Source organism: Mucilaginibacter terrenus, assembly GCF_003432065.1.
In the GTDB taxonomy this organism is placed as follows: domain Bacteria; phylum Bacteroidota; class Bacteroidia; order Sphingobacteriales; family Sphingobacteriaceae; genus Mucilaginibacter; species Mucilaginibacter terrenus.
Map to the genome: position 1 here is coordinate 1223888 of NZ_QWDE01000001.1, position 22548 is coordinate 1246435.

15 protein-coding genes are annotated in these 22548 nt (G+C 45.6%); 6 read left to right on the plus strand and 9 right to left on the minus strand.

All coding sequences use genetic code 11. The annotated features are described in order from the left end of the window. Positions 1-116 precede the first annotated feature (116 nt). The 3 genes from DYU05_RS05400 to DYU05_RS05410 all read left to right on the plus strand — a co-directional run bounded on the left by DYU05_RS05400 (position 117) and on the right by DYU05_RS05410 (position 4496). Positions 117-788: a phosphatase PAP2 family protein gene (locus DYU05_RS05400; protein ID WP_117381942.1), complete on the plus strand. Its 672-nt coding sequence runs from the start codon at positions 117-119 to the stop codon at positions 786-788. A gap of 90 nt (positions 789-878) precedes the next feature. Continuing rightward, positions 879-2021, plus strand: a complete 1143-nt coding sequence (locus tag DYU05_RS05405) for a putative sensor domain DACNV-containing protein (RefSeq protein WP_117381943.1) — start codon at positions 879-881, stop codon at positions 2019-2021. A 45-nt stretch (positions 2022-2066) separates the two neighbouring features. Beyond that, positions 2067-4496: a GAF domain-containing protein gene (locus tag DYU05_RS05410; RefSeq protein WP_117381944.1), complete on the plus strand. Its 2430-nt coding sequence runs from the start codon at positions 2067-2069 to the stop codon at positions 4494-4496. On the opposite strand, the gene DYU05_RS05415 is transcribed toward DYU05_RS05410, so the two are convergent. From DYU05_RS05415 to DYU05_RS05435, 5 genes are all read right to left on the minus strand, one after another. Beyond that, the gene (locus tag DYU05_RS05415; protein WP_117381945.1) at positions 4460-5314 is read right to left on the minus strand and encodes a pirin family protein; all 855 of its coding nucleotides are present in this window, start codon (positions 5312-5314) and stop codon (positions 4460-4462) included. The two genes, DYU05_RS05410 and DYU05_RS05415, sit on opposite strands and share 37 nt — an antisense overlap. Positions 5315-5459: 145 nt before the next feature. Beyond that, positions 5460-6041, minus strand: a complete 582-nt coding sequence (locus DYU05_RS05420; protein WP_117381946.1) for a Crp/Fnr family transcriptional regulator — start codon at positions 6039-6041, stop codon at positions 5460-5462. A 225-nt stretch (positions 6042-6266) separates the two neighbouring features. Next, entirely contained in the window at positions 6267-6740 is a 474-nt protein-coding gene (locus DYU05_RS05425; protein WP_117381947.1) for a MarR family transcriptional regulator, read from the minus strand. Between the two features lie 49 nt (positions 6741-6789). Continuing rightward, the gene (locus DYU05_RS05430; RefSeq protein ID WP_117381948.1) at positions 6790-9354 is read right to left on the minus strand and encodes a DUF5686 and carboxypeptidase-like regulatory domain-containing protein; all 2565 of its coding nucleotides are present in this window, start codon (positions 9352-9354) and stop codon (positions 6790-6792) included. 10 nt (positions 9355-9364) lie between these two features. Further along, positions 9365-9667: a hypothetical protein gene (locus DYU05_RS05435; RefSeq protein ID WP_117381949.1), complete on the minus strand. Its 303-nt coding sequence runs from the start codon at positions 9665-9667 to the stop codon at positions 9365-9367. A 333-nt stretch (positions 9668-10000) separates the two neighbouring features. Between DYU05_RS05435 and DYU05_RS05440 the strand changes: the two genes are divergently transcribed. Further along, entirely contained in the window at positions 10001-10429 is a 429-nt protein-coding gene (locus DYU05_RS05440) for a S24 family peptidase (protein WP_117381950.1), read from the plus strand. Continuing rightward, positions 10413-11657, plus strand: a complete 1245-nt coding sequence (locus DYU05_RS05445; protein WP_117381951.1) for a Y-family DNA polymerase — start codon at positions 10413-10415, stop codon at positions 11655-11657. Before DYU05_RS05440 ends, DYU05_RS05445 begins: the two co-directional genes overlap by 17 nt. A 131-nt stretch (positions 11658-11788) precedes the next feature. On the opposite strand, the gene DYU05_RS05450 is transcribed toward DYU05_RS05445, so the two are convergent. The 4 genes from DYU05_RS05450 to glgX all read right to left on the minus strand — a co-directional run bounded on the left by DYU05_RS05450 (position 11789) and on the right by glgX (position 20465). Then, positions 11789-12160: a hypothetical protein gene (locus DYU05_RS05450; RefSeq protein ID WP_117381952.1), complete on the minus strand. Its 372-nt coding sequence runs from the start codon at positions 12158-12160 to the stop codon at positions 11789-11791. A gap of 143 nt (positions 12161-12303) precedes the next feature. After that, positions 12304-16512 carry a malto-oligosyltrehalose synthase gene (treY, locus tag DYU05_RS05455; RefSeq protein ID WP_117381953.1) on the minus strand — a complete coding sequence of 1403 codons (4209 nt, stop codon included), beginning with the start codon at positions 16510-16512 and terminating at the stop codon, positions 12304-12306. Then, the gene (gene treZ / locus DYU05_RS05460; RefSeq protein WP_117381954.1) at positions 16505-18340 is read right to left on the minus strand and encodes a malto-oligosyltrehalose trehalohydrolase; all 1836 of its coding nucleotides are present in this window, start codon (positions 18338-18340) and stop codon (positions 16505-16507) included. The genes treY and treZ overlap by 8 nt, the downstream gene beginning before the upstream one ends. Position 18341: 1 nt before the next feature. Then, positions 18342-20465, minus strand: a complete 2124-nt coding sequence (gene glgX, locus DYU05_RS05465; RefSeq protein WP_117381955.1) for a glycogen debranching protein GlgX — start codon at positions 20463-20465, stop codon at positions 18342-18344. A gap of 290 nt (positions 20466-20755) precedes the next feature. On the opposite strand from glgX, the gene DYU05_RS05470 reads away from it, so the two are divergent. Further along, positions 20756-22543: a glycoside hydrolase family 15 protein gene (locus DYU05_RS05470; protein ID WP_117381956.1), complete on the plus strand. Its 1788-nt coding sequence runs from the start codon at positions 20756-20758 to the stop codon at positions 22541-22543. Positions 22544-22548: the final 5 nt, after the last annotated feature.

Genomic DNA, 22548 nt, shown 5'->3' on the forward strand with positions numbered 1-22548 from the left:
CAACCATCGCCTTAAAATGTGTTAAAATAGCACAGCGTGCAAACATTTTTTTGCAGTACTTTGCTTAAGGCGTAAAGGTTTTGCTATAAATGTAGATAAAACGCCGCTGTTTACCAATGAATGTTACTTTTCGCATCCGCTACTTTTTTCTGCAACTTATTTTACAGGGCGTTGTACTTACAGCCGTTTGCAGCAAAGCCAGGGCACAGGCAGATACCATCCCTACTAATAAACCCGCCGTTGTGGTGGCACCTAAAGATAACTTTATACAACGGTTTGACGACCGAACGCTGATAAGTCTTGCACTAAGCAGAACGCCGGCTCAAACACCGGTAATGCGCTTCCTGTCTACCAACTACCGCTATTTTGAAGTTGGGGTACCGGCCGGTTTGCTTATCGGCGGCATATTAAGCAACGACCGCAACATGCGCGAGAACGCCGGCTACGTTGCCAGCAGCACGCTTATTAGTTACGGCTTTACCATGCTGGTTAAAACATTAGTAAAAAGGCCCCGCCCGTTTGTGCGTAACCTGCGTATAGTACCCGTATATATTGCGGGCGAAAGCTCGTTCCCTTCCGGGCACACTTCCAGCAGCTTTGCTACGGCAACGGCCCTATCCAGTGCTTACCCAAAATGGTATGTCATAGGCCCATCATTCCTTTGGGCAGGTGCAACCAGTTACTCACGCATGTACCTTGGGGTACACTACCCTACCGATGTACTGGGCGGTGCGGTATTGGGTACCGGCTCGGCCTTACTACTTAAGGGGCCGCTAAAGCAGCCTTAAACAATTTCTTCGCAATTAAGTCATAAAGAATATTTTAAGGAGCGTTACGCTTCCATAATACTTATTTTTGTATCAACGTAATACATCTGCATGCTGTCTGAACCTACTTATCTTCCTGCCCGCATGGTGGCATCTGTTATAGAGGCCCACTTTAAAACACATCTTGATAAGGCTGTTGGCACTGATGCTGTTAACATTGCTACCGCGCCGGACAGTACAATCATAGAGGCCGTGATAGATATTGGTTTTTGGGCCAGCTTACGCCGCGAGGAGGGCCACTCGCCGCAGATCTCGCTGGCATTGTTAAGTCCTGATCAGTCGGAAAAGCCGCTGATATTCGGACAAAAGTTAAGACTTACCCCGCAGAACCTGATTAAACTGGCACCTGCTGTAGAGCAACCCGGCATCCACCTTGGTGTATGGCCCGAAGGTGATGACCTGTTTATTTGGGGTACTACGCACAGCATACCTGCAATTTGTTTTGTGCTGGAAGTGGTAGAACCCGGCCTGCTGGTTATTAAACACAAGCGCATTGGTGGCTTTGGCAAGTATGTAAACGTAGCCGTGCTGCACGGCGATCAGATTAAGGTACTGGATGAAGTAACCATGGGCGTTGCAGATTGCCCCGTGTTGCTTAAATCACTGGCGAATATGCCCCTGCCCTCATTTATGGGCGAATCTTTTAACGTGCTGGTACAGCTTGCCGCATCTATGCGCGTGCATGGTAAAGGCGGCCTGGTGGGCATAGTACCTACGGGCACCGAAAAGTGGATGGAATCTGTTGTGCACCCGGTTAAGTACCCGGTATTGCCTCCTTACGGTGCCATACCCGACTTGATGATGCGACCTGAAAGTGAAAAGAAAAAACTGGAGTGGCAGGAAGCATTGCTGCAGGCTATCGACCTTATAGGTGGCTTTACAGCAGTAGATGGTGCAACCATCATCACCAATGATTATGACCTGCTGGCCTTTGGCGCAAAGATAGCCCGGGCAGAGAACAGCATGCCGGTTGGACAAATTGTCGTGACGGAACCGGTCGCGGGTGCCAAAGCGACAAAACTGCACCCGGCGCAAAACGGCGGCACACGGCATTTAGCTGCGGCACAATTTGTGTATGATCAGAACGACGCTATTGCACTGGTAGCTTCGCAGGATGGGCAGTTTACGGTATTTGCATGGTCTGAAGACATGCAGATGGTACACGCCCACCGCATAGATGTTTTATTGTTGTAACAAATTACAAATTACGGTACTCTATTGAGCGAACATATACATAACATGAATCTCAATCTCAGATCAGAAAGTCCTTTTAAACTGCAAATATCCTTTCACAAGGTTATTGAGCACTTTGAGGAGATTGCCGCTAACGAAAGCGGTGCTTCGGCAGATTATGCCCGGGCTATACTGAAAGAGATAGCCCCTTACCCTGAACTACGCGACGGCATTACGCATAAAGATCAAATTGTTAAAAACATTGGTGTTATTGAACAGCTTCTTAAAAGCTTGTTCCCGCCGGTGTTAAGCAACAACGAGATAAAGGCTGTAAGTATCCCTTTCCAGGATATTCTGTTTAACCAGTCCGAGCGTTTTAAAAATATTCTGGAAAACGCTGGTACAGAATTCAAGATTGATTTCAGAGACCTGAACGACCATGAGTTCTACATCCTATCGTGCTGTATTATACTGGATGAATTTTACGGTACGCACTTTAACTTTTCCAAGCCCCTGTATTTTGATATACCAACCGGTGAGGGCATAATAAAACATTACCGCATACTTTACAATGCCGAGTTTCTTGAAATTACCCCTACCGAAAAAGCTGTAACGCTTACACCGGAGGATATAGAGCTGCTTAGGGACAATTACAACAATATTGACCTTTGGAAAGAAAAGTTCCCGCCCAACAGCTGGTTGTTAAATGGGTTTGCTATAGTTAACCTGTATGATTCTACTGTAGAAAGCGCCGTATCATCATTAAAAGGCACCCTGCTTGGGCGCGAAGGCATAAACAGCGGTAACAGCGCTTACGACGAAGTACAAAGCGTATTCCGCTCTATTTACCGCATACCCGATCTGCGGGTGGGCTTTATATGCTTTGATCCGGACGAACACAAGTTTAGCCTGCCAACCTTTAGTGATCAGATGACCAGCTTTTTACTGCCGGATGACCTGGAAGAAGAGTTTTGCAACGATTCACTTTGCATGAACTCGCTTAGGAACGTGGTGGACGATAAAGTTTACTTCGCGGTATCTGATGTAACCAAATTCCTGGCGCAAAACCCTACCAGTATTTTGGCGCACCGGTTTAAGAGTCAAAACATAAACAGCTTTATACTTGCACCTGTTATTAAAGACGGAAAGATGCTTGGCATACTGGAGCTTGTTACCAGCCATAAGGGCGAATTGAACAGCATAAACGCTAACCAGCTTGATGTGGTAATGCCGTTTATAACAGATACCATCGACCGCAAATTTACCGAGCTACAAAACCAGGTGCAGGCCATTATACAGGACGAATACACCAGTATACACCCAAGCGTGCACTGGAAGTTTAAGAACGAAGTAAACAAGTACCTGCAATTTAAACGGCAGCACAAACCGTATAATTTAAAGGAGATCACCTTTAACAACGTGTACCCGCTGTACGGGCAGATAGATATTAAAGGATCATCTGAAACGCGCAACAACAGTTTACAGGCCGACCTGCAGAACCAGCTTAAATCGGCAATAAGCCTGATAGAGAAACTAAAAAAATCATCGGGGATAGATTTGCTTGCAGCAGTGGCACAACGGCTTAAAGCTTACCGGATTGAGCTGGAAACTGCTGTGAAAGCAGACACCGAACAACAGATACAAAACTACTTTGAAAAGCAGGTGCACCCTATTTTTGAGCAGGCGCTGATACTTAAGACAGAACACTGCGCACGCATTGAAAAATATTTTGAAGATGCAGGCAAAATGGGCGATTTCCATCTGCAGCGCCGTAAATACGAGACTACGGTAGCTATAATTAATTCGCGCATGTCGGCCATGCTCGACAGGTGGCAGGTAGAAGCTCAGGCAACCTATCCGCATTACTTTGAGCGTTTTAAAACAGACGGCGTAGAGCACAACCTATATATAGGTAAAGAAATAGCGCCTACTGTGGACTTTGAGATGAAACAGGTTTACAACCTGCGCCTGTGGCAAATACAGGTGTTATGCGAAATGGAGCTGGAGCATCATTTTAACCGTGAAATTTTGCCGTACCCGTTGGAAGTTACATCGCTTATACTGGCCTTTAGCAACCCACTCTCCATCCGCTTCCGAATGGACGAAAAACGGTTTGATGTTGACGGAACCTATAACGCCCGCTTTGAAATAGTTAAGAAAAGAATAGACAAGGCTTGCATTAAAGGCACACACGAACGGATAACATCTATCGGCAAACTCACTGTTGTTTATACCAATAAGGATGAGGAAAAGGAATACCTTAACTACATCCGTTTTCTACAGAAAAAAGGCATGCTGGACAGTGAGGTAGAAATGCTGGACGTTGAAGACCTGCAGGGTATTTCGGGCCTGAAAGCACTACGTGTAAAGATATGTTACGAAAGCAGCCTGCCCGAAAAGAAATGCTATACCTATGACGAACTGTTGAAAGAGATTGATCCTGAAGAAGAGATAGATCATCAGAACTCCAGCGTACCAAACACCCCGCTTTTATAATCGGCAATTGCCTGATCTATTTCCGCAGGTGTGTTCATTACAAAGTTGTCGCGTGCAGATATTGTTTCTTCAATGGGCTCACCTGACAGGTAAAGTATAGTAGCATCCTCTTCTGCAGTAAGAATGATCTCGTCGTTATCCTTCTCAAATACAATAAGGTTATACGCTTTTATGCTTTCCTGGTTAATGCAAAGGCTGCCCTTCGCAATGTATAACAGTGTCCAGTAGCCGGGCGTTGCCGTAAGCTGCACGGTTTTTCCACTCGATATATTGCCTGCAATACTTACAACTGGTGTAAAGCTTTTTAGCGGACCGGTATGCCCATCAAAGCTGCCGCTTGCCAGCCTGAGGTCTACCCCATCCTGCTGCAATACTGCAGGCTGCTGTTCTCTTGTGGCCGACTGATAAAAAGGTTCATCAAATTTGTGTGCCTGTGGTACATTTATCCAAAGTTGCAGCAGTTCGTTAACGCCTCCGTCACGCGAAATACGTTCGGACGGCCCCTCGCTATGGAGAATGCCCTTACCGGCAAACATCCACTGCACCCCACCGGCACTGATGAGCTCGTTATTGCCGATGCTATCTTTATGATAACCTTCGCCCTGCAGCATGAATGTAACAGGCGCAAAACCACGGTGCGGATGCGGGTGCAGGCGTACCTGCTGCCCGGGCTCTATCTGCTTTGGCCGCATGTGATGCAACACAATAAAGGGATTAGCAAACCTAAAATCCTTGTGCGGCAGCGGCTGCAAAACAGACTCTTCCTTAGTGATTTGCTTTTCACGGCCGGCAAGTATGTGCTGTATCTTCTTTTTCATGTTGATGAACCTTTATTGTACCAAACAAAGTTATACAGGCAATAGACCTTTAGCTATAAGGTTGATTAAGGGAAATACTTAATGTAGATTAAGAGTTTGCCGGGGCGGCAAAGCCAATCTCAAAGCTCTATAGTAAGCTCTACGCCTATTTCATTACCACGGTGTTCAGCATTTTGCTTAAAAACTCCGGTGTAACACCAATGTAAGAGGCTACCTGCTTCTGGGGTAACGACACAATAAGCGACGGGTACAACTGGCAGAAGTTGGTATAGCGTTCCATTGCATTTAGTATCATGTTATCAACCTGCCTGTGCTGGTAAGTAGCCATTGCTTTTTCCGCGATTATGCGTCCAAAGCGTTCAAACGCGGGGACTTTCTCACGCAAGTCATCCATATCCTTTTTGTAGATGAAAAATATCTCGCTTTCCTCAATTGCATCAATGTTAAGGCGTGCAGGCTCCTGGTTCAATAAGCTGCGCATATCAACTATCCACCAGCCTGCGGGTGCAAATTGTAAAACGTGTTCGCCGCCATTCTTATCAACCGCGTAGCTGCGCAGGCAACCGCTGGTGACGAAAGTCAACCGGTTGTTTACCTCGCCTTCTTCCAGCACGTACTGGCGGCGTTTCACTTTTTTGTAATGGATAATGGAAGTGAACAGATCGGTCTCCTCCGGGGTAAGAGCTATGTGCTTAGAAACGTTTGCGAGGATAGGTGAAAAACCCATGCCGCAATTTAAGATTTCTAAATTACATCGCGGCAAAGTACAAAACGAATAGAGCCGGTGGACCGGCGTCGACCCTTCAAAACACAACCGACATCAACACAAAAAATGTTTGAGTTCGGCAAATGAAAAAATGTGGTTTTTGCAGATTTCTGCTCAGATTTCAGGCCAAAAACCGCCTTATTGATGCTGTTATTGAGGTTTGCATAAAACGCGGGGGCAAGTTTTTTACTCGCCCCCGCAGTTATAATTTTCATGAAACTTTACAAGTTTCAGCATCACGTCAATGGCAGCTTCGTAGTTTTTTACCCCTACTACTTTCTTGTATTCGTTCTCAAGATGCTCTACCTGATTCTTAAGATGGTTGTAAAACTTCTCACCTTTTTCGGTAAGGTATAGCATCACCGCGCGGGCATCTTCGGGGCTTTTCTCGCTCCTGACCATACCGGTAGCTTCCAGTTCCTTAACTATCTTGCTGGCAGCCTGCTTACTTACATTCAGCTTGGAAGCCAGGGAGTTATTGGTAATACCCGTGGTGCCAATGCTCATAAAGAAAGGTATATGAGCGTTGTTGAAGTCGGGGTTGTCCATACGGCAGAGCTTTTTCATGCTCCATTCATCAATCGATCTTTTAAGCAGGTATACCAGTTTACAGGTAATACGCTTAGAAACATCGAGGTTATCTATACTCTCTGCTGCCATAATAAGATATTAACAATAGTTGTGTCTAACTGGTTTAGACGAATGTAGGTTAAAAATCAAACTTAACAAAAAACCGAACGCCGTACTCCGGTGCACCGGGGTGATCCAGGTAGGTAAAGCGCTTTACCAGATCTATACGCAAGATTTTGAAAATGTTACCCACACCAACGCTGCCTTCCATATACGGTGTAGAACCAAGTGAATAAGTACCACCTGAAGCACCATTAGGGAAACGTAACAGATCATTATGCAATGCCGGATTGTTTTCATCCCTCACACCACCCCAAAGGGCTTTAAAGTCTATTATCTCACGCAATTTCAGCTTCTTAAGCAACGGCACGCGGTTGAACAGGAAGCCGTTAAAGTTGTGATCTATAGCTATGCTGGCGTAATGGTCACTCACAAATTCCTGGAAGTTCATCAGGTTATAGCTGTATAACTGAAATGCGTAAGTCTGGTTAGCATGGTGGATATCAAGCAACGGGAAAGGCACATTACCAAACAGGTAACCACCTTCGGTGCTTACATCGGTAAAGCCGAGCTGTGACATATAAAAGCGCTTGCTGATGTTACCGGTAACGTTCTGGTAGTTGTAATCGCCACCTAATAAACCTTTAACACCTTGTGCGTAGTTCAATGTAAACACCGGGTAACGGTCAGGTATTGGGGTGCGGTAAAGTTTACCCTGATAGAATTTTTCATGCGGTGCCCAACGCAGCTGTGCAGACAATTCAGTAGTATGTATAGTGTTCACATTATTGATAACACCACCGGGTAATAGATTCTGGAACTGCAGCGAACCTGCAGGACTCTGGTTCCATTTCTTTAACCCAAATCCGTAAGACAGGTGGTTAAGGAACTCCTTAACATAGTCGAGCCTGAATATATCGTTGTACAACCACTGGTCGTTTTCGCCACGTTTAAAGGATAGCAAGAAGTTACTTTCCTGTACAAACTGGAGTTCCTGCCCTGGTATTTTGGTATCGTGCTGGAAACTTGCCCGTACATAGTTCTGCGGGAAAGAATAGATAGATTTATTATTAAGGGAGTAAGTACTGCTGAAGAAATACTTCCAGCGTTGGTCGCGGGTACCGTATGCACCATAAGTTTCAAAGTAGTAACGTTTGCTTAATTGCGGCGTACTGCGGCCACCTAAACGGCCACGGAAACCTTCTACAGGGTTAAAGCTGTAAAAAGTATTTGCCGGCCCTACCTCAAACTTGCCATAGTTTTTATAGCCGGCAAGCAACAGCGTTGCAATGTCCATCGTTTTCTTGAAAGATGGAATTGTCTGCAGGCTATCTATGTTCTTATATATTTTAGCCGCAGCAGCGTCCAGTGTGTCAGGGCGGCTTTGCATCCAGTAGGTATCGTCCTTATCCTCACTGTTGGTAGCGTAAACCTGTGCAGGGCCTTTGTAAGTGGCATCAGTGCGTGGCGAATTAGTAACAAAGTTGTTGATAGTTACCAAACGTTCTCCGAACACGCCTCCACCTTTTTCCTTGTTCAAGCCAAAGTCTATTTTAAGATTGCTTTGGCTTAAGTGGTACCTGCCGTCGTTATTTTTCTCGAAAACGAGATTAGCCTGCATGCGCCTTACAAAGTTAAGCTGGATGTTTTTGTTTACTGTTAACTCCGCTCCCTGAACAGCATAATTACCGTCCATGGTTACGTACATTTTGCCTTCAAACAGCAAACCGTTGGTGTTTCTTGGGGTAAAGCTAAGCTCAATCAAGTTAGGCTGCTGATCTTTAAGTGTATCTGTAATAAAGAACTTGTAAAAGTCAGGCGAGTGATCGGCAATAGGGCTCAGTAGCTGGTTGCTCAAAAGCGAAACGTTGTTATCATATATATTGATGTCCTGGTACATACGGTTGAAGTATGTAGTAAGGCCCTGATTATCTACAAAGTTCTCATTGTATTTAACTTGTTTAGTGGCTTCTATTACCTGTTTTTTGGAGTACGGATCCTTACGGAAGTAGTTGGTAGACAACTTTTCTTCCATATACATCGGCAGCATAGTTTTGCCGCCAATTAAGGTTGAGTCCTGCTCACGGAAGAGGAACTGGTAATTCTTGAATATCTTCTTATTCTTAAACTTATCTGACAGGTTACTTAATGAAACGGCAAGGCGTTCGTACTGCTTGTACTCGGCAAAGTTGTAGTTTTCTACCACGTTTTGCTTTTTATGGGCAATTACCTGACGAATAAGCTCAACAGCCGGATTGTTCTTGTTGGTATATTTCTTTCTCTTTGATGTGCGGACCACAACCTCATTAAGGCTGTGATTATCCTCGATAAGAGCAACATTAATTTCCTGCTCCTTCCCTACTTCTACGTTGCGGACAACTGTTTTAAAGCCTACAAAGCTCACTTTAATCTGGTTGTACTTTTCAGTGGTAGAAATGTTGTAACGGCCCTGAGTATTAGTATTGCCGCCAATTGTGCTATTGTTAAATGACACGGTAACATAAGGCATTGTTTGATGCGTTTTGGCATCGGTAACAACGCCTCTTACAACAGTTGTTTGAGCGCGGCTTACTGTAAAAGATAAAATTGTTACCAGGAATAATATTACGCTTTTTGCAAAAAGCGAAGGTGTGAAGGTTTTCATTGTAATGTAATTAGCAATTGGATAAGGTTGTATTATTATGATAGACGCGTTTGTTGTGCCCGGTTAAAGCATTGTACTTTGTAACAAGAGTTTTAATGCTTTTACCGGATGTATGAGCAAAACTGCGCAGTGAAATCAGTATGAAGTCCATATCTATATCATAGCCCAAAAAGCTTTGTTTAAAGCCTTCCCTGAAAGCGTTTGCCAGATAACCACCAGATGCACGAAGAACATCTTGTTGTTTTACAGATCCCTTGGTCTGCGCTGTGTTGGCAGGGTGATTTGGTGATTGTTTAAGGCTAAGCGTTTCCATGTCTTGTAGATAATGAGACAAAGGTAAACTAAGTTGACTAAATTAGTCAACCAGATTTACTATTTTTATTAATCTTAGTGTGTTTATGACACTACTATGAAATAAGCCTGTTATTTCGCCCGCCGTCTAGTCAAAAATGTATGTATCTAATCCGTCCGAGAGTGTAGATTAAGAACAAATTGCAGAAGTGAATGTCAGAGAGAATGATATGTTGATTTCAACACTTACCTGCTATTACTAGTTGGCCGTAATACAGCGCAAATTCCAAAATGTTGTGAATTAATTAATTTATGCTAATATTTTTAGCATAGCTTTGTGCTTCATTTATTTATTATGATAAGGGGATTTCAGCAGCGCGCGGAGCAAAAAATAACAGGATTTCAGTCGCCGGCAAGCGACTACCTGGAGGGTCGTTTAAACGTTGCTGATGTACTGGTGATAGATCCGCATTGTACATTTTATTTTGCTATGGACAGTGAAGCCATGAAAAGCAGGGGTTTGTGGCCCGGCGATATCCTAGTGGTTGACAGATCTCTTGTACCGGTACATGGCGCGGTGGTAGTGGCCGTAGTGCAGGGCACTTTTTGCTGCCGAACGTTTGACAACAGTGGCACTAATCCGGTGCTTACCGGAGACACCGTTGCGATGGAAAGCAGCGATGGCGAAAACCTGCACATATGGGGCGTAGTAACTGCTATCTGCCGGGGCATGCTGCCTCCTGGTTTAAAAAAAGGGAGGTACAGCCGTGTTTGCGCTTTGTGATTGCAACAACTTTTACGCGTCGGCAGAGCGGCTCTTCAAGCCAGACCTTTGCAACCAGCCTGTTGTAGTGCTAAGTAATAACGATGGTTGCGTAATAGCGCGTAGCGAGGAAGCCAAACTTTGCGGAATAAAAATGGGCGATCCTGAATTTTTGGTGCGAGACCTTATTGATAAGTATGGCATTAAAGTATTCTCCAGCAACTATGTGCTGTACGGCGACATGTCTGAAAGAGTGATGCATAACCTTTCGCGATGGTTCCCCCGGCTAGACGTGTACAGTATAGATGAGGCGTTTGGATGGCTAGGTGGTATTCGAAATTTGGAAGCTTATGCACCTAAAATTCGCGAGAGCGTAGTGCGAAATACAGGCATACCTGTATCTATAGGTGTGGCGCCTACTAAGACATTGGCAAAGCTGGCTAACAAACTTGCTAAAAAGAATGGTGGCACGCTGGTGCTGGATACCAGGCAAAAGATAAAAGATGCGGTAGATATATTCCCGGCAAAAGACCTTTGGGGTATAGGCCGGCAGTACTATAAAAAATTGGAGGAACTGAACATTGAGACCGTAGGCCAGCTACGCGACCTACCCGAGATGTGGTTTAAACAGCACATGACCATACAAGGCCAACGCATGTGGAACGAACTATGGGGACGCCCGGCGCTGCCGATAGATGCCCGTACCGAAAGCAAAAAGGGTATAACAGTAAGCCGGTCGTTCCGCAATTATATAGAAGATGCAGATGTACTTTGCGAAGCGGTAACCCTTTACGCCAGCCGCCTTGCCGAAAAGCTGCGCCACAATAAACTGCGCTGCCTTTACCTGCAGGTGTTTTTGTATACCAACAAGCACAGGGAAGATCATCCCCAGCACTTTCCTTCACAAGTTCAAAAGCTGGTGCTGGCCAGCAATAACAGCCACGACCTTGTACAAGCCGCCACTCGAATGGCCCGTAAATTATACCAACCAGGGATAAAATATCGTAAAGCAGGTTGCATTGCAACGGGGTTGTTACCCGAAAGCGAACTACAGCTGAATGCATTTAATGCGCACGATTATGGCAAAAAAGATGCGGTAGCAGCTGTGCTTGATACCATAAACCTTGCATACGGGCGCGGCACACTACGCATGGCCAGCGAAGGCTACGAAAAAACCTGGCGCCTTAAACATGAACATTTAAGCCAGGGCTACACCACCCGGTGGCACGAGATTTTGCGGATAGGCTGATGAATAAGAGTAACTAAATATCGTTATGAGTATCGGTCGTACAGAACTGCCGCATTTGCAAAGTACATCTTTAGTTTACAAAAAAAGCAGGCTTGCGGCCTGCTTTTTTGTTTAGTTTAGCTTTACAGTTATTATTTAACACGTTCGCCAACAGCTTCAAACATGTCTGCAAGGGTGCCTGTTACGTGGTTGTCGTCCTTCTTTCCAACGTTCATTACCAGGTCGTAAGTCATGATAGTGAAAGCTACAGAAAGCTTATCATCTTTAATTTCAGCCTTAGTTACGGGCTCATCTTTCTTGGTCTCCGGGTTTTGGATAGTGCCCGAAAGCGCGCCATCCTTTTCGGTGATGTTAAATAAAAGATGTACGTCGCCTTGTGGCGTTCCCTTTACCAAAACATCCCATTTGCCCGCGTAGTAACTTGCAGGCGTTTGCGCGTTAGACTTAACGGCAAAAAACAATAACGCCACCGCAGCAGCAAAAAATAGCTTAATTCTTTTCATGTGGTTTATAAAATTGGTTTTAAATGGCTATTGTGTACGTAAGACGCAATAAAGTTAATAGGAAAAATCTAAAATACAAGTAAATGGTGTTAATCCTTCACTTACTTGTATTTTCCAAATAAAAACCGATTGTTGTATATGGCTTAGCACCGGTTGTACAACGTGGTCCACTTCTTAATTTTATTTACCGGGAATTTTGCCAGCAATTCGTCCGTGAGGCGCCAGGTCCAATTGCTACCCTCCCCTGCCGGCGTGTTCATACGCGATTGCTCGTCTAGGTTTAACCAGTCCTGCACAGGGATAATGGCTGTTTTACATACCGACGCTAGTGCCATTTTAATAAACACCTTGTTAATGTTTTTTGATGATACCTTTATACCGGTATACCTTGACAGGTTTTTAGGTACTGCACTATCTGCATCTTTATCAAACCATCCTAAGGTGGTATTATTATCATGGGTGCCGGTATATACAAAATAATTCTCTGCGTGATGGTGAGGCGCATATGCCGATTGTGCAACATCATCGCCGAAGGAAAACTGCAGCACTTTCATCCCCGGCAAGCCAAACCCGTCTTTGAGGTCGTAAACCGGCTGATCAATATCGCCCAGGTCCTCTGCAACAAAAGGCAGGCTGCCAAATTCCTGCTTAAGAGCATTGAAGAAGTCAACTGCTGGACCTTCGATCCATTCGCCGTTAACAGCGGTTTCATCGGTAGCAGGTATGCTCCAGTAGGCAGAAAACGCGCGGAAATGATCTAAACGGAGCAGATCGTACCACTCCAATGTCTTGCGTATGCGTTTAAGCCACCAATCGTAATTAAGCTCCTTAAGTTTGTCCCACTTAAAAATAGGCATACCCCAACGCTGTCCGTCGGCGTTAAAAAAGTCTGGTGGCACGCCGGATACATGGTTCATCTGCAGGTTTTCATCCAGATCAAATATCTCCGGCGCAGCCCAAACATCGGCCGAGTCGTAGCTGATGTAAAACGGTAGGTCGCCAAATATCTTAATGCCTAGCTGGTTGCAATGGTCCTTCAACGCGGCCCATTGTTTATGGAAGATAAATTGCAGCCACTTCACTTTTCTCAGTACATTGGCATTTTGTGTAGCAAATGCGGAAAGTGCATCCTGGTTCCTTAATTTAAATTCGTTTGCCCAGGTGTTCCAGGCCGAAAAGCCATGCTGTTGTTTTAAAACCAGGTACAAAGCATAATCCTCTATCCAACTGGCCTCCTTGGTGCAGAACTCTTCAAATTGGTTTAGCAGCGCATGATTGGAGCCGTTAAAGTTCTCCCATGCCTTGTCCAGCAAAGCGGTCTTTATTTCTTCCGCTTTCTTAAAGTCTACCTGGTTAGTGGCAGGTATTTTAGCCGCTTTCAGGTCGTCGTTACTAAGCAAACCATCCTTGTGCAACTGCTCCGGGCTTATTAGCAATGTGTTTCCTGCCTGGCTGGAGTAAGAGCTGTATGGCGAATGTCCATCGCCGGCACTAGTGGCGTTTAACGGAAGTATTTGCCAATACTGCTGACAGCTATCATGCAGCATTTGTGCAAACCGGTATGCCTGGCTGCCCAGGTCGCCTATCCCGTAAGCAGACGGTAACGATGTGATATGCATTAATACACCAGCGCTTCGCCCCTGGTACTGCTTCTCCAGCTTCAAAACCGCCAGTGGTATATCATTCAGTACATCTTGCAGCATAATACCGTTGCTAAGCTTAATAGCTTGGCTAGTAAGCGCATTGCTGCATATTGCAGGTGCATTTGCAGGCAGCACCACCCGGGTGTCTCCCCAGTCGGCCCCTTCCAATGCTATATGCCAACCTGCAACCGTTGCTGTTTCTGCTGGCACTATTACCACCAACCATGTACCGTGGTAAGCACGCGCAAAAGCCAGCACTTTCTTGTGATGAGAGCCTTTCACATCTAATGGCACGTATTCACCCTTGCTGAACACACTTGTGTTTGCAGCGCGCAACTTCAGCAGTTTACTTACAAGCCAAACCTTTATTTGCCCGTTGTATCTGTCTTTCCAAAGGTCTGTTACGTTTACCTCGTCTTCAACTTCACTTAAAAGATTCCTGCGCAACGCATAATCTACCGGGCGGCGGTTATCCGGATCCACAAAGCTAAGGTCCCAATGTTCGCATCCCTGATAGACATCAGGCACCCCGGGACAGGTGAGCTTAAGCGTAGCTTGTGCAAGCGTGTTGGAAATACCCAGTTCGCTCACCTTTTGGTGGAAAGCCGAAAAGCTTTGCCAGAACGGCCTTGCCTTGTTAAGCAGGGCGGCAGCAAATTTCTTTACCCCGTCTTCGTACTCCTGGTTAGGCTCGGCCCAGTTGGAGTGGCGTTTAGCTTCGCGCAACATCTTTTCCAGGTAATCTTCTAAACGCTGCGCGTAGGTACCCTCTTCCTCACCCGGCATTGGGTATGATCCTATCAGCGTTTGGTAGATGAAGTATTCATCGTTTGCATCAGGTGCATTGTTGGTCTTCAAATCAGCATTAATGGCCTGCCAATGTTTTACCATTTCCAGCCATTCTTCGGTTATGCCGGTGAGCGCATTTAACCGCGCCCTTACACCCTCGCCTCTTTTGGTGTCGTGTGTAGCGGTGGCGTTTATGGCTAAAGGCCATTGCTGCTGCCGCTTTTTCATCACCTGGTGAAACTCCTCTACAGATATCCCGAATGCCTCCGGAGAGTCCCCTACCTCGTTATGGTCAATAAAGCGGTTATAGGTATACATTAGCGTATCTTCAACCCCTTTAGCCATCAATGGCCCGGTAAGCTGCATGCATCTCTGGTAAAAAAACAACACTTTTTGACGATATGCCTCGTCGGCATTCCTGGTTTTGTGTATCAGCGCATCCACTAAAATCTTCAGGGCGGGCTGCAATTCTTCACTGCGCTTGCCCACGCTGTTAAAAACGTCTTTCAATGCAACAGACTCCTGTTTGTTCAACGGAAATGCATTGCCGTAAAAACGGTATACCGGGAAGTGAATAAGCAGTGAACCAATTGCCTTTTTTATTGCACTACGCTCATAGGTATTTTTTTTGGCAGTATCAGCAAGATCAAGCGAGAGGCACAAACTGGTGAGGTTCTCCAATTCGCCGTTCATATGCTCGGAAAGTATCAGTGCCTTTTTATCGTAGATCTGATTTTTAATGGACCGGTCATCGCCTGTTAATTCTGTATAGAAAGATGAGAATGCCTTCTCGCTTTTTTTATGAGTGAACAGATTGTTGACAAGCGCAAGATAATCATACCCGGTGCTGCCTTGTATAGGCCAGTTTACCGGGAGTTCTTCGCCCTCCTCTAGTATTTTCTCTACTACTATATAGGTGTCGTCCCCTGCCAGCGCACGCAGCCTATGCAGGTATTGTTCAGGGTCAAAAAGGCCATCTATATGGTCTATCCGCAAGCCATGAATAACGCCGTCTTTAAGCAATGTTGCAACCAACTGGTGTACATGGTCAAAAACCTCCTGGCGTTGTATATTCAAACAGATGAGTCCGTTTACCGTAAAAAATCTGCGATAGTTTATTTGCTTATCGGTCTCTTTCCAATTACAAAGCCGGTAATACTGCGTAGTCGCAAGATCCTTTAACGCTTGTTTATCGGCGTTTATTAATTCGAAACAACGCAGCAAATGATCGTTGAACACTTTATTTTTTACCAGTGAGGTAAGCTGCAGTTTTAGTTCCTCGGCCGCTTTAGAAAATGCATCGGCATCGGTTGTTTCGTATAAAGCATCCAGCTGTTGTAGTAAGGTGCCTACCGCGTCTGTATCGGCTTCCTTGTCGGCCTCTAAAATGTCCGGGTATGATTTAAGGCTTACCGGCCAGTTCTGTTCGGCATATCTAAGCACCATCCTTTCACCATTCCAACCTAGTTGCAGCTGTCCGTCTTCAATAACTTTCTCCAGATCATCGCCCAAGAACGGCACCATCAGCGGACCGCTGAACAGCTCATTATCAGACAGGCTTTGATCAAAGTAGTTGCGGTAAACAGACAGGGGCCCCTTCTCCAGCAGGTCCATTAACCATATATTATCATAATGGAAGGCCATGTGGTTAGGCACAATATCCTGCAGCCATTTTATTCCGTTGTCCTGCAGTTCTTTGCTTACCTGTACCAGTTTTTCCAGGGTACCAATCTCCGGGTTAATGCTCAGCGGGTCAGTACCGTCGTACCCATGATTGCTGCCAGGCACGGCCTTGAATATAGGCGATGCGTACAAGGTTTTTATGCCCAGCTGCGACAAGTAAGGTATTATCTCCTGCAAATGCGCAAGCGTAAAATCCTTATGGAACTGGATACGGTATGTCGAGATGGGGTTAAACATTTTGATTCGTGTAAATGATGATAGATTCGGGTAGAATTACCTCTGCTTCCCCGCCCCGAACGGATGTGCTGCGCTGGCCGCCAAATTCAGGATCGGCCGAGTCAAGTATTATCGAAAGTGCCGGGCCATCTGCAGGCAATGCTAGTTGCTGCACCTTGTCAGAAAAATTCATAAAGCAATACACGTGTTCATCTCCCTCCCAGCGATGCAGCCATAAGGTTTGCTGCTCCTGATCGCATGAAACCTCCAGTTGATGGCGGTTTAACGTAGCCAATGCAAGGGATTGTTTGCGCAGGACGATGAGCGTTTTATAGTAATGCAGCATAGTTTTATGTTGCTGCTGGTGTATGCTGTCCCAATTTAATGCTGAGCGCCTGAAAGTTTCTTCCGATTGAGGATCGGGTGCTTCTCCTTCGGCATGAAAAGCTTTAAACTCTTCCTTACGGCCCTTCCTTACCGCTGCTATCATGTCCTCATCGGTATGGCTAACAAAGTACTGGAAGGGGTTTTGCTCTGCATACTCCTCCCCCATGAACAACATGGGTAAATAAGGCACCACCATTACAGCACCCGCAAGTAGCTTCTGCATTTCAAAACTAAACAGCACGCTACTGCGCTCGCCCAGCAGGCGATTACCTACGTGGTCATGATTTTGAGAGAACACAACAAATTGCTGCCCGGGATTATCTGTTTTGGTACCGAATTTCTTTTGGCGGTGCGGCGAGTACTGGCCATCGTACACGTACGCGTCGCGATAAGCTTTAGCCAGATCGCTAATACCACTAAAGTCTGCGTAGTAGCCGTTACGTTCGCCGCCGGCAGTAACCCTTAAGGCATGATGAAACTCATCTATCCACTGCCCGTCCATACCGTAACCCTGTGGCAACGGATCTATAAAGCGTTTATCATTAAGATCAAACTCTATAATGAGGTAATGCTTACGGCCCGTATCCGCCATTAACTCGTCTACAGACTCCTTAATTTCCTGTAGAATATGTTTCGGGCTAAAGTCTTTTATGGCGTGCACCGCATCCATACGCAGCGCATCTACATGAAAATCGCGGAACCACATTAGCACGTTCTGCTTAAAAAAGTTACGTACCTCATCGCAATGGGCATCATCAAAGTTAATGGCATTACCCCATGGGGTGTTGTACTTGTCTGTAAAGTATTGGCCAAACTCGTTAAGGTAATTGCCCTCAGGCCCAACGTGGTTATACACCACATCAAGTATTACGGCCAGGCCCTTCTTATGACAGGCATCAACCAGTTCCATCAGCCCTGCAGGGCCACCATAGCTATTTTGCACCGCATATGGAAATACGCCATCGTAGCCCCAGTTCCTATTGCCGGGGAACTGTGCTACGGGCATAATCTCGATAGCAGTAATACCCAGCTCTTTAAGATACTGTAGTTTTTCTGTTATACCGGCGAATGTACCTTCAGGTGAAAACGTGCCTGTATGCAATTCGTAGATAAGATATTGCTCTAACGCGGGATTAGCCCATTGGTTGTCGGTCCATTTAAACCCATTAACATCAATTACCTGCGAAGGGCCATGCACGCCCTGCGGCTGCGCACGTGACGCTGGGTCAGGCAGTTGTTTCTCGTTGTTCAGAACAACCTTATACAAATCGCCGTGCTGCACTTCTGTTGTAGAAAGCTGCCAGTAGCCATGTTCGCCCGCATTTAGCTCAATCTTTTTGCCGGTGTCCGTTAGTAAGATATTTACACTTTGGGCCAGCGGCGCCCAAACTAAAATATTGCAAATACCATCTTGCGTAAAGGTTAAGCCCGGCTGTATATTTGATAATTGATAATTTGCCATATTAGGTAAGCGGATGATGCAGCACAACTACCGACCTTCCTTCTACAGTGATGCATTCCTGGTCGGTTAAAAGCTTTTCATTCATATCGTCGTCACTGGTATTCAGGATTATTTTCCAGTCGTTGCTCTTTATCTTTTGCGGTATGTGGTAGTTCAGACTTTCATGATGGGCATTGAAGATCACGTAAAAATGATCATCCGTTATACGTTCGCCCTGCGGCCCTACGGAGTGTAACCCACGGCCGTTAAGGAACACACCCAATGATCGTGCAAAGTCATGGTTCCAATTTTCGTCTTCCATCTCGGTGCCTTCCGGTAAAAACCAGGCAATATCCTCCAAACCTTTGCCTTTAACCGGCTGCCCCTGAAACCACCGGCGCCTGCGGAAGGCTGGATGGTCTTTACGGAGTTTGATTAGTTTTTGAGTAAATGCCAGCAATTGCTGGTCAGCCTCTGCCCAGTTTAGCCATGAAATTTCATTATCCTGGCAATAAGCATTGTTATTACCCTGCTGCGTACGGCCAAACTCATCCCCTGCAACCAGCATAGGTACACCTTGCGACAAAAATAACGTGGTAAGCAGGTTGCGTTTTTGTTTATTACGAAGCTTTATTACTTCTTCATCGTCTGTTGGCCCCTCAACGCCGCAGTTCCAGGAACGGTTATGGCTCTCGCCGTCGTTGTTGTCTTCGCCGTTTGCTTCGTTGTGTTTTTCGTTGTATGATACCAGGTCATTTAATGTGAACCCGTCATGCGCAGTTATAAAGTTTATACTTGCGGTTGGCTTCCGGAAATTATCCTGATACAGATCGGGGCTGCCGGTAAAGCGTTGACCAAATTCGCCCAACATACTTTCTGCACCTATCCAGTAATCGCGTATGCAGTCTCTGAACTTACCGTTCCATTCGCCCCATCCCGGTGGAAAGTTGCCCACCTGGTAGCCACCTTCGCCAATATCCCACGGTTCGGCTATTAATTTAGCCTGGGAGATGATAGGATCCTGGTAAATAATATCAAAAAACCCGCTTAGGCGGTTTACCTCATGCAGCTCCCTGGCCAGGGTAGCTGCCAGATCAAACCTAAACCCGTCAACGTGCATCTCCGTTATCCAATAACGAAGGCTATCCATTATATAACGCAACACATTTGGCAACATAGCGTTTAGCGTATTACCTGTTCCGGTATAATCATTATAAAAACGTTTATTGTCATCTACCAACCGGTAATACGATGCATTATCAATACCTTTTAAGGATAGCATTGGCCCCATGTGATTGCCTTCTCCGGTGTGGTTGTACACAACGTCCAGTATCACCTCAATACCAGCTTTGTGCAGTTCTTTAACCATTTGCTTAAACTCCTGCACCTGCTGGCCATGATCAACTATTCCTGCATAGCGGTAGTCAGGCGCGAAGAACCCAATGGTGTTATATCCCCAATAGTTAGTGAGGCCCTTCTCTACCAGGTGCCTGTCGGCAACGAACTGATGTATTGGCAACAACTCAATAGCTGTTATACCCAGATCAGTGAGATACTTTATACTTGCGGGATGACCGATAGCGGCATAGGTACCTCTAATATCATCAGGGATATCCGGGTGCATTTGAGTGAAACCTTTAACATGCGTTTCGTATATCACTGACTGATGATAAGGTGTTCGAGGATTTACATCATTTCCCCAATCAAAGTTATTGTCTATCACCACCGATTTTGGCAAAAAAGGTGCACTGTCGGTTTCACTATAGCTAAGGTCCTCATCAGGATGGCCAAGTTCATATCCAAACAATGAATCGTGCCAGTCTATTACACCCGATATAGCCTTTGCATATGGATCAATTAACAGTTTATTAGGATTGAACCGATGCCCATTCTCTGGTTCATACGGGCCATGTACGCGATAACCATATAGTTGTCCCGCTTTAGCTTCGGGCAGATAACAGTGCCATACCTGGTGGGTACGTTCTGACAAGCGTATGCGTTCTTCGTGTTGGGCTCCATCTTCGTCCGTAAATAAACAAAGTTCGACCCCAGTGGCATTGTCGGCAAATAAGGCGAAGTTAACACCTTCGCCATCCCATGTGGCGCCAAGCGGATATGGCTTTCCAGGGTAAATCTTTTTAGTCATACCACCAAAAGCAGTTAAATGCCTAATTGTTTTCAACAGGCCTTATTTTCTTATAACGATAAACTTTACGTTAAAACAACTATACCAAACCAAGAAGGTTATAAACCTATAAGAAACCCGCTCATCGTTTTAAGACAATTCGAGTGTCCAAAACCGCGGCAATTAACAGAGATGAGCTGGCCTTAACTGTACCCATCCAATGCAGTCAAAAAGCTAGCGTTTAAACAAATACTGCTTTTTGGTAACAATTATAAAATATTGTTGTTGGTATGGTAATTTACAAAAGCTGAATGGAAAAACATGTTTATAATACGGGGCTGATAGGAAATTGCGCGTTCCTGGCACACATCAATAAAAACACAAATATAGAATGGATGTGCTGGCCAAGGTTTGACAGCCCGTTTGTATTTGGCGGATTGCTGGATCAAAACAAAGGCGGAGAGTTTTCCATTTTGCCAAAAACGGAATACACTACACACCAATTTTATTTAGAAAACACTAACGTGTTACGCACCGAGGTAACCAGCCAGAACGGCAAATACAGAATTACCGACTTTGCGCCACGATTTTTTAAAAACGGCAGGTACTTTAAACCACTTATACTGATACGTAAGATAGAAGTACTGGAAGGGACCCCACAGATAAGAGTAAAATGCGATCCCGTTTGCGACTTTGGTCGTACAAAGCAAGCTAAGCTTCAGGGCAGCGACTCGATTGAGTTTACCGGTTGCGGGGAGAAGATAACGTTAACATCTAATATACCCCTCGCCTATCTTTTGGACGAGCAGTACTTTGCCCTTAATGAAACCAAGTACCTGCTGCTTAACTACGGTGCGGAACTCGATGGTTCGCTGGTGAGTACCTGCGAAGAGTACCTTCGTGAAACAACGGAGTACTGGCGTTTGTGGATAAAGCACTCGTCTATAGCTACATTTTACCAGCAATATGTTATCCGCTCGGCGTTGGTTCTTAAGATACACCAGTATGAAGATACAGGCGCAATTATAGCCGCAAGCACCAGCAGCCTGCCCGAGTTCCCCGGCAGCGAACGCAACTGGGATTACCGTTATTGCTGGCTCCGCGATACCTATTATGTGCTAACCTCACTCAATCACATTGGGCATTTTGAGGAAATGGAGAGATACTTTAGCTACGTTACCGACATTTCGTTTACCGAAGGTGGCAGTTTTAGGTACCAGCCGCTGTACGGCATCACCGGGCAAAAGGACCTGACCGAAACCATCATGGAACACCTGGATGGATATATGGGTAACAAACCGGTACGGATAGGCAATCAGGCATCTGAACACATACAGAACGACATCTACGGTCAGGTACTGATATCTTTGCTTCCGTTGTATACAGACCACCGCTTTGTATTCAGCGAAAGGAAAGATTCCGACAAATGGATATCATCTATACTGGACAAAATAGAACGTACCATCGACGAAAAAGATGCTGGCATCTGGGAGTTCAGGAACATTGCTCATATACACTGCTACAGTAACCTGTTCCAGTGGGCTGGCTGCAACGCTGCAGAGAAAATAGCATTAACCATTGGCAACGATGGGTTGGTAGAACGTGCTCAGTCGCTTAAAGCGCGTGCCGCAGCACATATAGAAAGCTGTTACGATCCGGAGCGACGTGTATATACCCATGCAGTCGGCAGTCCACATCTTGATGCCAGTACGCTGCAACTGATCATGATGAACTATATAGACCCGGCATCTCAAAAAGCAAAAGACCACCTCATCGCTTTAGAGAAGGAGTTGAAAACCGAAGGCGGCCTGTTTTATCGCTACATCCACAGCGACGACTTTGGCAAGCCAAAAACCACATTCCTGATCTGCGCCTTCTGGTACGTGGAAGCACTAGCCTGCGTAGGCCGCATGGATGACGCAATACGCGAATTTGAAAAGCTGATGAAATATTGCAATCACCTGCTGCTGTTTAGCGAAGATGTAGATGAAGAATCGGGAAGCCAATGGGGTAATTTCCCGCAGGCTTATAGCCATGTTGGATTGATGAACGCAGCTTACCGGATAGCAATGAAACTGGACAGGCCGATTTTCTTATAGTATAA

Coding starts and splice junctions, on each gene's coding strand:
- DYU05_RS05400 (WP_117381942.1), top strand. CDS start 117: ATGAATGTTACTTTTCGCATCCGCTACTTTTTTCTGCAACTTATTTTA.
- DYU05_RS05405 (WP_117381943.1), top strand. CDS start 879: ATGCTGTCTGAACCTACTTATCTTCCTGCCCGCATGGTGGCATCTGTT.
- DYU05_RS05410 (WP_117381944.1), top strand. CDS start 2,067: ATGAATCTCAATCTCAGATCAGAAAGTCCTTTTAAACTGCAAATATCC.
- DYU05_RS05415 (WP_117381945.1), bottom strand. CDS start 5,314: ATGAAAAAGAAGATACAGCACATACTTGCCGGCCGTGAAAAGCAAATC.
- DYU05_RS05420 (WP_117381946.1), bottom strand. CDS start 6,041: ATGGGTTTTTCACCTATCCTCGCAAACGTTTCTAAGCACATAGCTCTT.
- DYU05_RS05425 (WP_117381947.1), bottom strand. CDS start 6,740: ATGGCAGCAGAGAGTATAGATAACCTCGATGTTTCTAAGCGTATTACC.
- DYU05_RS05430 (WP_117381948.1), bottom strand. CDS start 9,354: ATGAAAACCTTCACACCTTCGCTTTTTGCAAAAAGCGTAATATTATTC.
- DYU05_RS05435 (WP_117381949.1), bottom strand. CDS start 9,667: ATGGAAACGCTTAGCCTTAAACAATCACCAAATCACCCTGCCAACACA.
- DYU05_RS05440 (WP_117381950.1), top strand. CDS start 10,001: ATGATAAGGGGATTTCAGCAGCGCGCGGAGCAAAAAATAACAGGATTT.
- DYU05_RS05450 (WP_117381952.1), bottom strand. CDS start 12,160: ATGAAAAGAATTAAGCTATTTTTTGCTGCTGCGGTGGCGTTATTGTTT.
- treY (WP_117381953.1), bottom strand. CDS start 16,512: ATGTTTAACCCCATCTCGACATACCGTATCCAGTTCCATAAGGATTTT.
- treZ (WP_117381954.1), bottom strand. CDS start 18,340: ATGGCAAATTATCAATTATCAAATATACAGCCGGGCTTAACCTTTACG.
- glgX (WP_117381955.1), bottom strand. CDS start 20,465: ATGACTAAAAAGATTTACCCTGGAAAGCCATATCCGCTTGGCGCCACA.
- DYU05_RS05470 (WP_117381956.1), top strand. CDS start 20,756: ATGGAAAAACATGTTTATAATACGGGGCTGATAGGAAATTGCGCGTTC.